The 14,421-nt window shown below is 66.1% G+C and carries 14 protein-coding genes; 9 read left to right on the top strand and 5 right to left on the bottom strand.

Translation table 11 applies throughout. From position 1 onward, the window contains the following. Both GV792_RS06360 and GV792_RS06355 read left to right on the top strand, forming a co-directional pair. Positions 1 to 163, top strand: a 163-nt coding sequence (locus GV792_RS06360) for a DUF4185 domain-containing protein (RefSeq protein WP_163822663.1), incomplete at its 5' end; no start/stop codon positions are given. Positions 164 to 487: 324 nt separating this feature from the next. Further along, positions 488 to 1,222 carry a helix-turn-helix domain-containing protein gene (locus GV792_RS06355; RefSeq protein WP_163822662.1) on the top strand — a complete coding sequence of 245 codons (735 nt, stop codon included), beginning with the start codon at positions 488 to 490 and terminating at the stop codon, positions 1,220 to 1,222. Positions 1,223 to 1,245: 23 nt separating this feature from the next. On the opposite strand, the gene GV792_RS06350 is transcribed toward GV792_RS06355, so the two are convergent. Continuing rightward, positions 1,246 to 3,915, bottom strand: coding sequence for a VanW family protein (locus GV792_RS06350; protein WP_309138690.1), 2,670 nt, complete (start codon positions 3,913 to 3,915; stop codon positions 1,246 to 1,248). Between the two features lie 315 nt (positions 3,916 to 4,230). Here GV792_RS06350 and gnd point away from each other — a divergent pair, with 315 nt between their 5' ends. From gnd to GV792_RS06330, 4 genes are all read left to right on the top strand, one after another. Further along, entirely contained in the window at positions 4,231 to 5,262 is a 1,032-nt protein-coding gene (gene gnd / locus GV792_RS06345) for a phosphogluconate dehydrogenase (NAD(+)-dependent, decarboxylating) (RefSeq protein WP_163822661.1), read from the top strand. Between the two features lie 148 nt (positions 5,263 to 5,410). Beyond that, on the top strand, positions 5,411 to 6,298 hold the full coding sequence (locus GV792_RS06340; protein WP_163822660.1) for an ABC transporter ATP-binding protein: 888 nt from the start codon (positions 5,411 to 5,413) through the stop codon (positions 6,296 to 6,298). 35 nt (positions 6,299 to 6,333) lie between these two features. Then, positions 6,334 to 7,098: an ABC transporter permease subunit gene (locus tag GV792_RS06335; RefSeq protein ID WP_163822659.1), complete on the top strand. Its 765-nt coding sequence runs from the start codon at positions 6,334 to 6,336 to the stop codon at positions 7,096 to 7,098. A 73-nt stretch (positions 7,099 to 7,171) separates the two neighbouring features. After that, the gene (locus GV792_RS06330) at positions 7,172 to 7,663 is read left to right on the top strand and encodes a GbsR/MarR family transcriptional regulator (RefSeq protein ID WP_163822658.1); all 492 of its coding nucleotides are present in this window, start codon (positions 7,172 to 7,174) and stop codon (positions 7,661 to 7,663) included. 53 nt (positions 7,664 to 7,716) lie between these two features. On the opposite strand, the gene GV792_RS06325 is transcribed toward GV792_RS06330, so the two are convergent. Both GV792_RS06325 and GV792_RS06320 read right to left on the bottom strand, forming a co-directional pair. Continuing rightward, a complete protein-coding gene (locus GV792_RS06325) occupies positions 7,717 to 8,511 on the bottom strand; it encodes a hypothetical protein (protein WP_163822657.1) in 795 nt (264 codons plus the stop codon). A 158-nt stretch (positions 8,512 to 8,669) separates the two neighbouring features. Then, positions 8,670 to 9,878, bottom strand: coding sequence for an FAD-dependent oxidoreductase (locus tag GV792_RS06320; protein ID WP_163822656.1), 1,209 nt, complete (start codon positions 9,876 to 9,878; stop codon positions 8,670 to 8,672). A gap of 134 nt (positions 9,879 to 10,012) precedes the next feature. On the opposite strand from GV792_RS06320, the gene GV792_RS06315 reads away from it, so the two are divergent. Both GV792_RS06315 and GV792_RS06310 read left to right on the top strand, forming a co-directional pair. Further along, positions 10,013 to 10,408, top strand: a complete 396-nt coding sequence (locus tag GV792_RS06315) for a PEP-utilizing enzyme (RefSeq protein ID WP_309138595.1) — start codon at positions 10,013 to 10,015, stop codon at positions 10,406 to 10,408. 37 nt (positions 10,409 to 10,445) lie between these two features. Then, positions 10,446 to 11,087, top strand: coding sequence for a transcriptional regulator (locus GV792_RS06310; RefSeq protein ID WP_163822654.1), 642 nt, complete (start codon positions 10,446 to 10,448; stop codon positions 11,085 to 11,087). A 111-nt stretch (positions 11,088 to 11,198) separates the two neighbouring features. Here the strand turns inward: GV792_RS06310 and GV792_RS06305 are convergent, their stop codons facing one another. Next, positions 11,199 to 11,780: a helix-turn-helix domain-containing protein gene (locus GV792_RS06305; RefSeq protein ID WP_309138596.1), complete on the bottom strand. Its 582-nt coding sequence runs from the start codon at positions 11,778 to 11,780 to the stop codon at positions 11,199 to 11,201. 161 nt (positions 11,781 to 11,941) lie between these two features. Between GV792_RS06305 and GV792_RS06300 the strand changes: the two genes are divergently transcribed. Next, a complete protein-coding gene (locus GV792_RS06300) occupies positions 11,942 to 12,970 on the top strand; it encodes an alpha/beta fold hydrolase (RefSeq protein WP_163822653.1) in 1,029 nt (342 codons plus the stop codon). 57 nt (positions 12,971 to 13,027) lie between these two features. Here the strand turns inward: GV792_RS06300 and GV792_RS06295 are convergent, their stop codons facing one another. Then, positions 13,028 to 14,365: a lipase family protein gene (locus GV792_RS06295; RefSeq protein WP_163822652.1), complete on the bottom strand. Its 1,338-nt coding sequence runs from the start codon at positions 14,363 to 14,365 to the stop codon at positions 13,028 to 13,030. Between the last annotated feature and the right edge of the window lie 56 nt (positions 14,366 to 14,421).

Genomic DNA, 14,421 nt, shown 5'->3' with positions numbered 1-14,421 from the left:
ACTTTCCACCTCCTCGACGACCACGCGGGGAATCCGCGCCCGGGCCGCCCTCCCCACCGCCTACGCGCCCATGGTCTACCCCTACCACACCGGCAGCGACCTGTATTTCCTGCTCACGGTGCACAATCAGTACAACGTCATCCTGATGCGAACACCGCTGTAACCGGTCTGCACAGCCGAGGGATACTGTCGACGCCGACCTGATTACGGCGCCGATCACTCCGGGGGCGGCCGATCCGCCCTCATGTCGGCACGTGTAGATACTCTGCCCGCGATACCGATCGCCCTCCGCTGCAACGAATCCGAAAGACGGGTAACGAATGAGCGACGACACGGTGTAGATATTCGCCGAGGTAGGGATCGGTGCCTATCGTTTCCCTTCTCGGTACCGAGTAATGCGCGATGTGGACATCCGGCGCGGCCGACCGTATTCCAACGTGGTCGTTCGTGCCGTTTTTCGTGGTTTCAGGCGAAGCGGTGAGGGAACATGATCGAACAGCGCTACACCATCGGCGAATACGTTCGGGAACGGCGGCATTCGGTGGGAATGAGCTGCGCCGAACTGGCGGCCCGGGCGCGGATTCCCCGCGTGGTCGTCGAGGAGGTGGAAAGTGGTGCGCGCGAACACAGTTCGGACACCATGACGCAACTCTTCGACGCACTCCAGGTTCCGGTGTGGTTCCGCGGGCATATCACCAGCCTGACGCGACCGGATTTTCTGCCCGCCGGGCTCGGCACGGTACCGGCCTGCCCCACGCGCGATGATCTGGCCGATCTCCACAGCCTGACCCATCCGGCCTGCTTCCAGGTGCTGCCGACCTTCGACATCATCGCCGCCAATTCCGCCTATCAGCGCTGGTTTCCCGGCGTGGAGGCTGGGACCAACCTGCTGGAATGGATGTTCCTGAATCCGGTCGCGAAGACCGTACTTCCCGAATGGTTCAGTGAGGCACGACTACTCGTCAACGCATTCCGAGTGATGTCGCCAGGGCTCGCCGACGATAAGCGGATCGCGGAGATCGCCGACACCTGTAGCCGCGCCCCGGAATGGGAGCAGATGTGGGCCGCCGCACTGCGCCCGGAAGACCTGCACCGTGATCGTGTACTGGTGCGCGACCCGGTGAACCGGCGCGAACGCGGGATGATCGTGCGCATCTACGCACCGGAATTCCCGCTGCGGCCGTGGATGCTGTACCGGCTAATTCCCGGCGCGGGACGCTGAGGTCCGCGCCGGGCAGGCGCGACCTACTCACATTTGACGACAGGGATCGGATCGTATTTCACCGTCCGCGTCGCGCGTGAGACCTCTTTGCCGGTATTGACATCGGTGATGACCCTGGTGTCGCTGACGGTGAATCCGTCGGCGCCCTCGGTCGCGATGCACCCGTCGCCCTTGGGCAGGGTGATGGTTTTCGGTTCCGTCGGCTTGGTGCGGTCGCCGGTGATCGATTCCACCTCGACGGTCTTGGTTCCCCAGATGCGTACAGTCACTTCGGAACCGTTCGCACTCGCCTCGATGTAGATGCCGGTCGGAGTATTGTTGCGGAAACTCAGGTCGATCGCGCCGTCGAATACGGTGGCTTCCCGCGCGGCCGGATACCGCGAGATGTAGTAGCTGTGCTCGGTATGGCCCGCATCCTCCAGGCCCGCGAAATACGCGGCGTTGTAGAGGGTGGTTGCGAATTGGCTGATTCCACCGCCGACCGCCTTACTTGGGCGGCCGTGGTCGATGATGCCGGACTCGACATATCCCTCCGCGGTGCCGCGCGGGCCGGTGAACTCGTTGAGCGAGAAGGTATCTCCGGGTTTCACCACGGCGCCGTTGACTTTCCTGGCGACGGTGCGGATATTCACGCCCGAAGGACCACTGAATCCGCTGGTGGTGAATTCGCCCATGGGCTCGACGATTCCGAGACCGTCGGCCGCTGCGGTCGTCAGCTTCGGCTCGACCTTCTCGTACACCGCGGGGGCGGTGCGCTGCGGTCCGGAGGCGGCCAATAGCGCCGACAGCGGTTCGAGGGTCTTCGGCCAGTTGATCTTGTCGCCGACGACCGACGGCACCACCGTCGGCTTACTTCCGGTCAGGGCGAAGGTCGCGTCCTTTGGTTCGACCTCTGACTCCTTCAGCTGCGGCGCCAGCAGGTCGGTGGCGACCTTCTGATCGATGCGCGGGGTGAGGCCGCCGTGGCCGTCCGGGGCGAAGGACATGATGGTCGCGATCTGCTCCGGCGCCAGCACGGCCTTGCCGCCCTTACCGTCGAAGGTCACCGGACCCGCTACCGCGGGCTGGGCGATCTGATGCAACGCCTGGTCGATCGCGTCCTGACGGACCGCGACCGGGGCGGGCACCACAGGCAGGTTCATCGGCGCGCCCGCGATCCAGTCGTCGACGAGCACACCACGCGCCGCCGCCACATCGAGCACCCGGCCTGGCAGCGGGGCCACCGCGACGGGCTCGGCGTTCTCGAAGACAATGGTGCCCTCGACCGTCGGGCGGTCGTGCACCCTCAGCGCCTCGAGCGTGTTGCCGAGCGCCTGTTCGTCGACGGCGCTGTCGACCTCGACGGTCTCGGTGCCGAACAGCGAGGTCAGGCGGGTGACCGGATTGAGCGGCTGGCCACCGATCCGGTCCCAGGTGCCGTCCCAGTCGACGCTGAGCCCCGCGGTGCCCGGCACCAGCGTGGTCTGCACGTCGCCGATCGTCACGGGCAGTTCCCGACCGGCGCGGCCATCCAACTCCACACGCAGTTTCGCATCTGCCGCCGACTTGTCCATGCCACCGATCTCGACGCCTGCGACCACCACACCGCGCGGCACCTCACCCGACGACATCACCAGATCGGCAACGTAACCGAGCAGCCCGATCCCGAGTACCGCGCCGACGGCGATGCCGATCTTGCGTGCCTTCGGCGACTGCAGGACCTGGCGGAACTCTTGGCCCTTCTTCGGCTCCTCCGATTGGCGCGAGATCGGACGACGCTCGCCGGGCGCGCGGGGAGCCGGTGGGCGCGGTGTGCCTGCGGGCTCGCCGCCAAGAGAATCGGATCCATCGCCCGCGAGCTGCGCCGAGTGGGCAGATTCCGTGGGTCCGGCACCTGCGTGTCGCAGCGATTCCTGTTCATCTGGAGTCAGCGCCAGCCGCTGGGTGCCCTGCGCAGCCGGAGGTGCTTCCGGTGCGAATCGAAGCGTCGACTCCGGGATACGTTCCGGATCGGGCCCGGCCGATGCGAGGCCGCGCAGCGGAGCCTGCGCGTCCGAATCGAACGTCGCGGCGCGGGCCGTCTCGCGCAGCGGTTCGGTCGACGCCGCGCCGGAAACCGCACTCATCACCTCGGTGGGTGGATCGGCAGCCGGCCCCTGGTGGGCGGGGCCGTTTCGATCGGGCGGCTCGATGGGAAGGGCATCGGTCGCGGTGACATCCTTGGCGGGCCTGTCCATCGGTGCCACCGGAGTGGGCGGGACCGGAAGGCGCTGCGTCAGATGCTCCTGCGGCGGTGCCGCCGGGTGCGGCGGCACAGGCAGCCGCTGCGTCGCGTAGTCCTGCGGCGATGGCGCACTACCGAGCCGCGGGGCCTCGTGGCCACCGAGAGCTGACGGCTCCGTACCTGCCGATGCATCCGGCCGATCCTTGGCTCCGGGATGCGCCTGGCCGCGCTGCTCCGAATTCCACGAACTTTGCTGGTTTAGTCCGACCGCACCCGGTGAATCCTGGTGCTGCGGGGGTCGATGATCCCCGAGGGACTGCTGAGGTTCCTGTGGCTCCTGAGACTGCTGAGACTGCTCCGTCTGGCGGCGCTGCTCCTGCTGCTGGGCTCGGGCCGATTCGAGGAACTGGCGTAGCCCGCCGTTGGAGGGCTGTGCGCGGCGGGCGGGCGTGGATCTCTCGCCGCGTCCGGTGTTCGACTCGCCGGTCACGAATCGTCCTCCCCACATCGGGTTACTAGGTTCTCGCGCGGTGCGCGCTCCGCCCAACGATAACGGTCGGCGTCAATCGCGTCAGTGCCGCGCAGATCACACTGGACGTTGATCCAGCAAACAGCGGGCAAAGTCGCGGGTCGCGCACCAAAAGGCTCCGTGCAGTTGCCGGGTCGGGGGTCTGGCAACTACACGGAGCCGATCTGTCTATCGGCGCCGCATTCACCGCGTTACACCTCCCCGCGACATCACTTTCCTCCGGCGCGGGACAATCGTGCTCGACCAGGCCCGACGACGAACGAGGAGATGGACGGCATGCAGCTGGGAATGATCGGCCTCGGCAGGATGGGCGCCAACATCGTGCGCCGGATCGTCACGGACGGGCACACCGCCGTCGGATACGAGCGTCAAGCCCCGCTGATCGACGAGCTCGGCGCCGAACTGGGCGATTCGTTCACCGGAACCACCGACCTCGCCGAGTTCGTCTCGCGACTGGACACACCCCGTGTGGTGTGGGTGATGATCCCGGCAGGCGCGACCAGCGCGGTCATCGATCAGGTCGCCGAACTCCTCGAACCCGGCGACATCGTCATCGACGGCGGCAACAGCCGCTACCACGAGGACATCACACGAGCCGCACAGCTGGCTCCCAAGGGCATCCACTACGTCGACATCGGCACCTCGGGCGGCGTATTCGGCCTGACTCGGGGATTCTGCCTGATGATCGGTGGCGAAGCCGAGCAGGTGAAGTACCTGGATCCGCTGCTGCGTTCCATCGCCCCCGGCGTGGACGCCGCCCCCCGCACCCCCGGCCGTACCGGCGTGCCGTCCCCCGCCGAAGAGGGCTATCTGCACTGCGGTCCGGCGGGTGCAGGGCATTTCGTGAAGATGGTGCACAACGGCATCGAGTACGGCGCCATGGCCGCCTACGCCGAGGGTCTCAACATTCTGCACAAGGCCAACTACGGCGCCGAGCACGTCGGCGGTGAGCATTCGGCCGAGGAGACCCCGCTCGAGCACCCCGAGTACTACCAGTACGACATCGACATCCCCGAGGTGACCGAGGTGTGGCGGCGCGGTTCGGTGGTCGCCTCCTGGCTACTGGACCTGACCGCTGGCGCCCTGCACGCCGACCCCAACCTGGACTCCTTCGGCGGCCGCGTCTCCGATTCCGGCGAGGGCCGCTGGACCGTCGATGCCGCGATCGACACCGGCGTGCCGGTCCCCGTCCTGTCCGCCGCCCTGTTCCAGCGCTTCTCCTCCCGCGGAGAATCGCTCTACGCCGACAAAATGCTGTCGGCCATGCGCCAGGCCTTCGGCGGGCACCATGAGCTGCCGCAGCAGTAGGGCGCATAGCAGCAGGTAGACGGACGATCACCGCGTAAGTTCACCCTCGGTCTTGACATGTTCTGCCTGTTCAGTCTTTACTGAACACATCAATCATTGCGGAACACGCAAGACTGAACGGCTACTGGAATCCTCTGCAAGGAGAATCATGACCACCGCCGCCATTCGCACCGAGGGTCTCACCAAGAACTACGGCAACCACGTCGCGCTCACCGATCTCGAGCTCGAGGTGTACGTAGGCGAAGTGTTCGGATTTCTCGGCCCCAACGGAGCAGGCAAGTCCACCACCATTCGGATCCTGCTCGATCTGATCCGGCCGACCGCGGGTTTCGTCGAGGTGCTCGGGATGGATCCCCGCGCGGGCGGGGCCGAGCTGCGGCGGCGCATCGGCTACCTGCCCGGCGAGCTCGCGATCGAAGGCCGCAATTCGGCGCGCGATCTACTGGCATTCCTCGCCGACCAGCGCGGCAACGTCACCCAGCGACGCATCGTGGAACTGGCCGACACGCTGGATCTCGATCTGTCGAAGAAGGTCGGCTCGATGTCGAAGGGCAACAAGCAGAAGGTCGGCATCATCGCCGCTTTCATGCACAACCCCGACCTGCTGATCCTGGACGAACCCACCTCCGGCCTCGATCCGCTGCTGCAACAACGCTTCCTCGACCTGGTCACCGAGGCCAAGCTGAATGGGCAGACGGTGTTCATGTCCTCACACATCCTCACCGAGGTGCAGCAGACCGCCGACCGTGCCGTCATCATGCGCGCCGGGAAGCTTCTCGGCACCGAGAACGTCGAGGATCTGCGCAGGCGCTCACCGCGTTCGGTCGAGCTGGTATTCGGCGAGGAGGTCTTCGCCGACGATTTCACCCGCCTGCCCGGGGTGCACGATCTGACCATCGACGGCAGCACCGTGCGCTGCACCACCGAAGGCGAGGTCGACGCGCTGTTCAAGGTTGCCGCCAAATACCAGCTCGTCAGCGTGCTGTCCAACGAGCCGGACCTGGAGCAGATCTTCTTCAGCCTCTACGGCCGCTGATCACCATTTCCGCTTTCCGCACAGGAGAATTCGTCATGAAGCGCACAGTGTTCACCCAAACCCTCAAAGAGCAGCGGCGCGGCCTGATCGGCTGGTCGGCAGGCCTCGCGGTCGTCCCGATGCTCTATCTGCCCTCCTATGAATCGCTCAAAGAGCAGGGCTCGCTCGATATCGAGCAGAACAGCATGTACGACGCGATGGGTTTGAGCGATTTCGCCAGCGCCACGGGCTTTCTCAACTCGACCGTGTATTCGCTGATGGGCCTGTTGCTGATGCTGATCTTCGCGGTCACCATCGCCACCCGATCGGCGGCGCAAGAGGAGAACGGCACCCTGGATCTGCTTCTCGCGCAACCGATCAGCCGGACCGGACTGCTGTTGCAGCGGTTCGCCGCGCTCGCCGTGCAGGTCACGATCGCGACCGCGGTGCTAACGGTGAGCGTGATCGCGGGCGCCGACGCAGGCAAACTCGACGTCGAGACGGGCAATATCGTCGCCGCGAGCGCCGGGCTCGGTCTGCTCGCATTGCTCGCCGGAGCGGTCGCACTGCTGGTCGGCGCGGCGACCGGGAAGCGTTCGCTGGCCCTCGGTGTGGCGGCGCTGCTCACGGTGGCCGGCTACCTTGCCAACAATCTCGGTGGAGATTGGCTGCGCAAGCTGTCGCCGTTCTATTACGCCAATGGTGATTCGCCGCTGGTCAACGGCTGGAACGGGGTACATCTGGCAGTGCTGGCGGTAGCCGCGGCGGTGGCGCTCACACTCGCGCTGGTGAGCTTCGATCGCCGGGACCTGGCGGTGTGAATCCGCATCCGGGGCGCGTCGGCATGGCCCGCCCCGTTTTTCCGTTCCTCCAGCCGAAAGGGATACTCGACCGATGACCAGCTCGGAATACGACCCGGCGGCCCCGACCCCGGAGCAATTGGCCTTCGTCGAGGATTTCGCGCTCGTACTCGAACGCATGGGCCTGGTCCGCATGACCGGCCGCGCCATGGGCTGGCTGATGGTCTGCACACCCCCCGAACAGACCTTCGCCCAGATCGCCGAAGCACTCCAGGCATCCAAGGGCTCCATCTCCAACGCCCTCAAGAACCTCACCACGATGCGCTGGGTCGACAAGGTATCCAAACCGGGTGACCGCAAGGACTACTACATCCTCCGCGCCGGCGTCCTCCCCGAGCTGACCCGCCAGCAGAGCACCCAATACGACGACCTCACCGCAATGACCTCCCGCGGCCTCGCCCTGTTCGCCGACCCCGACAGCGAGCAAGCGGAGCGCGTGCGGGAAATGCACGAGTTCTTCGTGTGGATGGGGAAAGAGCTGCCTGCGCTGATCGACCGCTGGTACGCGGGGCACGAGCAGCGGTGATGCCGGGATAGCACGGGTGATCCGATCAATCAGTGTGGTCCGGTAACGCCGGTCTACCCGGCGGTGAGCAAATAGTCGGGGTCGGCGCAGTTGTCCCAGTCGTCGAGACTGTAGACCCGCCAGGAGCCCGGGCTGTTCTCCGGCAGCAGCACCATCACGGGTCTGCCTTTCCACAGCAGTTCCAGCCGATCGCCGCACGAGAGGATGAGCGAGAGATCGTCGTCGCTCAGCGAACCGGGCAGCCCGGCTTCCCGCCACCAGCGATACAGCTCGTGATCCAACCCACCCTCGAACGAGAAGAGACCGCGAGTCGGGGTCGTGGGGGTCGCGAGTTGCGGGTCATCCGATAGATCACAGCGGGGGTTGCCCGCCAGGTAGTCGCCCGCCGCATCCGCGACGACCGCCGATCCGTCACGGCGCCAGAGCCATCCTCCGAGCGTGGCGGCTTGCGGTATCTCGTGCCGCCACGTGATCCGAATCCCGTCGTAGCGATATCGGCATCGCCGAATCCAGGTTCCACCGCGGTAGGTGTATTTCGAGTGTTCCCGGGTGGAGCGGGCGATCGGCCGGTGCTCGATATCGTCGAAATCGCCGCCGTCGTCGTACCAACGCACCCAGACCGTCGACAGGTGTGCCGACCAAGCCGCCCACAAGCGCTCGGCGAGGCCGGCCGCTCCCCACTTGACACCGAACTGTGCGTCGATCGTGGCATCGGAGCGCCGCGACCATACCGGAACGTGGTAGGTGCCGTGCGAGCCGAGCAGCTCGTCGAGCACCTCCTGCTCGGTCATTTCATCGGCCGAATCGCGGAGGCTCAGCCGCACGAACACACTCGCGATATTCGCCATGACACGAAGTATCGACGTTCGGCGCTCGAGCCGCAGCCCGATATTCCTCTGCGCGGGGGGCTGGTGCGTGGGCGCGGACGCCTTGCAGGCGAACAGGATGAGAGTCCGACCACGGTGCCGTCGCCGACACCGTGGGTATCGCCGAACGTGGCACCCGATCAGTTGTTGGCGCGCTGGATAGAGCGCCGGACCATGCCGCGGATGCCGGGGAGCTGGATGGCGCGGAGCATCAGTTCGCCGGCCAGGACATGGGCGCGTGACGGCGGGGCGAATCGGCTGATTCCTCTCCGGGCCAGCGCCTGTCGTTTGTGCACCTCCGGGCGCAACGCGCTCTCCCAGGCATCGAGGGCAGCGGGGATGTCATCGCCATGTGCCGCTACGGCGGCGCCGAGCCGGTCGGCGCCGTCGAGGGCCAGGGCGGCACCATAGCCGGCGAATACCGTTACGCACCAGGCCGCGTCGCCGAGCAGGACGACTCGGTCGTGACTCCAGCGGTTCATCACGATCTGGCCGACCGAGTCGAAGTAGGCGGCGGCGGGGTCGGCCTCGAGTTGGCGGAGGGCATCGGCGACACCGCCTCCCAGGTCACCGAACGCTCGGGTGAGCGCGGGTGCGGCACCGAGAGCCAATTCGGCGGCTGGGTCGGGGCAGCGGTAGGCGAAGAATGCCGAGGACCGTTCCGGTCCCAGGTTCATCACCGCTGCCGTACGTCCGGGTCCGAGAAAGGTGGTGCCGACGCCTTCGGGTACGTGGTCGGGAACTGCTTCCAGTGCACATGCACCGACCATGTGGCCCAGGTCCACGAAATGTTCGGGCTCGGAACCGAATACGAGCTCGCGAACTTGCGAGTGCACGCCGTCGGCGCCGACGACGAGTTCGGCCTGCAGGCGAATGCCATCGCTGAGGGTGACCACGACTTCCCCAGGCGCCTGGGCGACGGCCCGCACGGTGGTGCCGAAACGGATGTCGACGAGGTCTGCCACGGCGTCGTACAGCGCCGATTCCAAGTCGCCGCGGAACAAGCTCAGTGCCCGGCTCCCGACAGCAGCCTCGGTGACAGCGGCTGGAATCGCGAACTTCTGCCGGCCGTCCGCGTGTACGAGCACCGAGGTGAAGAACCCGATATCGCGCGGAGTCAGCGCCGGTATCAGCCCGAGCCGCTCGGCAGCGGCGTATCCGGGGCCGTGTAGGTTCACCAGGTAACCGCTACTACGACGACTCGGCGCGCGTTCGACCACGACGACGTCCCAGCCCTGCTGATGCAGTCGCAACGCGGCGGCCAGACCGGCGATGCCGGCGCCGACGACCGTCGCCCGCCTGCCCGGTGTCGTGGCGTGACGGTGTGCGGCGTTCTCGCGAGCTTCCATATGCGACTCCTGGATCGATCCGTTGTCGACGAAAGCCATCCACGAGCTAGCGCCGTGCCGTCAACTAGTAGTTGACGGTGACCGTATCGTCAACCTATGGTTGACGAATGGGCCGACCGGCGCCACCGCGCGAGGTGATCCTCGCGATCGAGCACACCCACCCTGACAACAGCCCGAAGCGAGAAGGACCGATCATTGCCGGCACCCCGGCCAGCCGCGGAGTTGCCACCGGTCCGGTCCGACTGGTGCGCAGCGTCGATGACTTCGACGCCGTGCGACCAGGTGATGTCATAGTGTGTCGCGCGACCGATCCTTCGTGGACAGTGCTATTCGGTGTTGCTGCTGCGGTGGTCACCGAAACCGGAGGAATCCTCACCCATGCGGCAATCGTCGCCCGCGAGTATGGGATTCCGGCCGTGGTGGCAGCCAAGGGGGCGATAGAGGCCCTGGCGGATCATCAGATCGTCTCGGTCGATGGAACCACCGGACGCGTTCATGCCGTTCGCTCGACCACCGTTGAAGTCGCTTGACCAGTCAGGGCTGCTCGACGCACAAAGGAGGTCCGGGATGACGCACGTTTCCCGCAGTTCATTGCTCGCTTTGCACGCAATCCGCCTTGGCGGGTTCGTTGATACGCGGGCGGTGGCCGACAGATACGACATGCCTGTCGGCCTCGCCGAGTCGCACGTGCGGAATTTCCGAGAGCGTGGTTGGATCAGTGGTTTCCGTTTCGGGGCGGACTCAGGGTGGTCACTGTCCGAGAGCGGCCGTGCGGAGAACGAGCGGCAACTCGCCGACGAGCTGTCCACGTGTGGGGCTCTGGCGTTCATGGAAGACACCTACCGCAGGTTTGTCCCGCTCAACGCACGGCTGGTGCGGGCTTGCACCGCCTGGCAGTTGACCATCCTTCCCGATGGCAGCATGCAGGACAATGACCACGCGGACGCACAGCGGGACCGGATGATCCTGGACGAACTAGAAAGCCTCGCAGCGGAATTGGTTCCGCTGGCGGTCCAGCTCACCGAACGGCTCGCCCGGTTCTCCGGCTACCACACTCGGTTCGCCGCCGCCCTTTCCCTCGCCGCCGACAATCCCGATATGGTCACCGGCACCGAACACGATTCCGCCCATCGAGTGTGGTTCGAACTACATGAAGATCTTATTGCGACCCTGGGTATCGACAGGACTGCCCTGCCCTCCAGCCCCTAGATCTGTACGCCCCGAACCCCAGAGGTTCGGGCGGAGCCGAATGCGCGATGCCGACTCGACTATTGGCGATGCCGTTCATGAATCCGTGACACGGCACAGGATTCCGAGCGGTCAGCCCTGCTGAGTTCCGGGACGTACGTGTGCGCGTACCCCGTGCAGACCGAACAGGATGAGCAGCTCGACTACACCGCCGTCGGCGGTGCCGAGCCAATGTGGCATGGAGGTGTCGAACTCGGCGGCTTCGCCAGCGGGCAGGGTCAGGTCGCGGTCGCCGAGCACGAGGCGGAGCCGGCCGTTGAGCACGTAGAGCCATTCGAAGCCTTCGTGCGTCTGTGGCGTCGGCTCCTGTGGTTGCGTATGAGCGGGGATGACCATCTTGAACGCCTGCACGCCACCGGGGCGACGAGACAGCGGAATGAACACCATCCCGGCTCGCCGGATGGGTTTGAGGTGGATCCGGGGATCGCCGGTGCGTGGGGCGCCGACGAGGTCGTCGAGCGGAACGTCGTAGGTGCGCGACAGCGGTAGCAGTAACTCCAGGCTCGGCCTGCGCTGACCGCTCTCCAGCCGGGACAGGGTGCTCTCCGACACCCCTGTCGTCGCCGCGAGGTCGGCGAGGGTCATGCCGCGGTCGCGGCGCAACGCGCGCAGCCGCGGTCCCACCGCATCGAGCACATCGTCGGATTCGTCCACGAGACCATCTTGCCGAAACCGCAAGATTTCGTGCCAGAACGCAGTGGGCCCGGAAAGACTGGATGCGATATCGAAGCGGCCGGGCGCCCTCCCACACATCCTCCGCGAGCTGGTCAAGGGCACGGCCGGACGCTGAATCCCGCACCAAAGGACAGGCACTCATGATCACCGCACCGTCGCCCTCGCCGCGTCGCTCCCCCGGATCCGCACGCACGATAGCGGCCGCCACGCTCACCCTCCTGCTCACGATGCTGAACGCCGCCTGCTCCACGACGACCGCCCGCGAGGTACCCCCGTACGCCGCCGCCACCCACGCAGACCCGGAGTTCGACACCACCTTCCGGCACGAGTTCGCCGACGTCGACGGGGTCCGGATGCACTACGTGACAGGCGGAAGCGGTTCGCCGGTGGTGCTGATCCACGGCTGGCCGCAAACGTGGTACGGGTGGTGGAAGATCATGCCCGAGCTCGCCGAACACCACACCGTCTATGCCGTCGATCTACCCGGATTGGGCGACAGCACCGGCTCCCCCACCGGCTACGACAAGGCCACCCTCGCGCGGTACGTGCACACTTTGATCGCCGAGCAGTTGGGGATCGATGACGCCAACGTGGTCGGGCACGATTTCGGCGCCGCGGTGGCATACCAGTACGCCACCCAATTCCCCACCGACACCGCACGTCTCGGCTATCTCGATCTTCCGCTCCCCGGACCAGGAGTCGACGCGCCCACCTACCGATCCATGAGCTGGCACATCGCCTTCCATGCCCAGCGCCGGGTTCCAGAGGCGGTGGTCGGCGACGACGTCCGCGAGTACCTTACGCTGTTCTATCCCCAGGTCGCCTATGGTGGCACGGCCTTCGGCGGCAACTCCGATCATTCCCCGTTCAGCGACGCCGAGATCGACGAGTACGCACGGACCTACAGCCGACCGGAAGTCCTGGCCGGAGGTTTCGGGCTCTACCGCGCCTTGGATCAGGATGTGCGCGATACCGTATCCGCGGCACCGACACAGGTCCCGGCCCTACTCATGTCCGCACAGGGCCAGATCGATGGGATCGCAGCCACTGCCGCCTCACGCATCACCAATATCGTTCGGGCGGTTGATGTTCCGAACGCCGGACATTGGCTGATCGAGGAGAACCCGCAGTTCGTCACGGCGGAACTGCTGCGCTTTCTCGGCGAATGATCGGTGTGGCCGCCCTTCGCAGGGCGGCCGTCACCGATTTCCGCGTAACCATTGGGATCAGTCGAACTGCGCATCCAGCCAGTCGATGGTCTGCATGCCGAAAAGGTCGGTCCCCCAACCGTAGAGATCGGTGATCATGCGGATCATGCTGCAGTTGGATGGCGCGTAGGTGACGTCCGTGCCTTTGGCGCGGTAGATCTCGGCGAGCTCCCGGGAGTCGGCGGCGGGGACCAGCGACATGAACGAGTCGTCGGCGCCGCAGGAGGTGATGAGGACCTTGGAGCCCGGGGTGCCTGCGTGGCCGAGGATGTTGTCGTCGTAGGCGCGTTGGAAGGCCGGTTCGTCGGCCGGGTTGAGGCCGGACTTGAACAGCATGTTGAGCGGCAGGAACGGCATGCCGAAGTACGCGGGCGTCTGGCATTGGGTGCGGAAGAAGTCGGCGATGGCTTTACCCGCGGGGTTGAGTTTGTCGTCGATCCTCATTTCCGGGTACCAGGGCTCGAGACCCAGCAGGGTGGCGAAGGCGAAGCCGGAACCCACCGAGCCGTCGGCGACGCGCATGAAGCTGCGCGGCTTGACCACCATGCCTTCCAGCACGGTCGCTTTCACATCCAGCTCCGGCGCGTAGGTCGGCTGGAGTTCGGCCGAGAAGCCCGCGCCGACACCGCCGCCGGCGATACCGAACAGACCGGCCTGCGCGTTCGGATGCAGTCCCGCTTCGCGGAAGTTCAGGGCCGCGCGGGCGCCGTCGAGCTGGGCATGCGCGGCGAACTTACCTGCGAAGACGCCGTGCGGCTTACGGTCCGCGTCATTGCCCACATCCGAGATCACGACCGCATAGCCCTTACCGAACAGCATCGCCAGCGGGCCGAGCGCCGACCAGGAGGCGCCGTCGAGCGGATCGCCGCCGGTCCACTGGGTGCTCGGGTGGCAGGACCAGCCGACGCTGTCATTGGCTTCCTGATAGGAGATGAGTGTGCGCTGATCGTTGGGCCTGCCGTCGACCGGGATCATCAGGATGCCGGTGCTGATCACCGGGGTGACGCCGTCGACGCCGGTGGTGACGTACATGAGTTTGTAGGCGTCGAGATTCGCCGGCTTCACACCGAAGAACATGACGTCTACCTTCTTGGATTTCAGTACCGTGCCGGGCTTTTCGTCGCCGGTCAGCGGGGGTTCCTGATAGAAGGGGTCGTTGGCGAGGAGCGCTTGGAAGGCTTCCTGCGGGGAAGCGAGTGTGGCGCCCTGGAGCGTGCCGATCACGTAACCGTTGAAGACCTCACCGAGGCCTGGGGTCCGCGGCGGCACGAATGGCGCGGGCGGCGCGGATTCCGGCTGCGCGACCGCGATACCCGCTCCGGCGACCAAGGTCAGCGCGGCACCGACAACAGCCATGAGCGTCCGGCGGCGCAGCGGCGATCGCGATCGGCTCCTGCCACCGCTTGCGAATG

Source organism: Nocardia cyriacigeorgica (assembly GCF_010868145.1).
GTDB classification, from domain to species: domain Bacteria; phylum Actinomycetota; class Actinomycetes; order Mycobacteriales; family Mycobacteriaceae; genus Nocardia; species Nocardia cyriacigeorgica_D.
This window is presented reverse-complemented; position numbering and strand designations above follow the sequence as displayed.

Coding starts and splice junctions, on each gene's coding strand:
- GV792_RS06355 (WP_163822662.1), top strand. CDS start 488: ATGATCGAACAGCGCTACACCATCGGCGAATACGTTCGGGAACGGCGG.
- gnd (WP_163822661.1), top strand. CDS start 4,231: ATGCAGCTGGGAATGATCGGCCTCGGCAGGATGGGCGCCAACATCGTG.
- GV792_RS06340 (WP_163822660.1), top strand. CDS start 5,411: ATGACCACCGCCGCCATTCGCACCGAGGGTCTCACCAAGAACTACGGC.
- GV792_RS06335 (WP_163822659.1), top strand. CDS start 6,334: ATGAAGCGCACAGTGTTCACCCAAACCCTCAAAGAGCAGCGGCGCGGC.
- GV792_RS06330 (WP_163822658.1), top strand. CDS start 7,172: ATGACCAGCTCGGAATACGACCCGGCGGCCCCGACCCCGGAGCAATTG.
- GV792_RS06325 (WP_163822657.1), bottom strand. CDS start 8,511: ATGGCGAATATCGCGAGTGTGTTCGTGCGGCTGAGCCTCCGCGATTCG.
- GV792_RS06320 (WP_163822656.1), bottom strand. CDS start 9,878: ATGGAAGCTCGCGAGAACGCCGCACACCGTCACGCCACGACACCGGGC.
- GV792_RS06310 (WP_163822654.1), top strand. CDS start 10,446: ATGACGCACGTTTCCCGCAGTTCATTGCTCGCTTTGCACGCAATCCGC.
- GV792_RS06300 (WP_163822653.1), top strand. CDS start 11,942: ATGATCACCGCACCGTCGCCCTCGCCGCGTCGCTCCCCCGGATCCGCA.
- GV792_RS06295 (WP_163822652.1), bottom strand. CDS start 14,365: ATGGCTGTTGTCGGTGCCGCGCTGACCTTGGTCGCCGGAGCGGGTATC.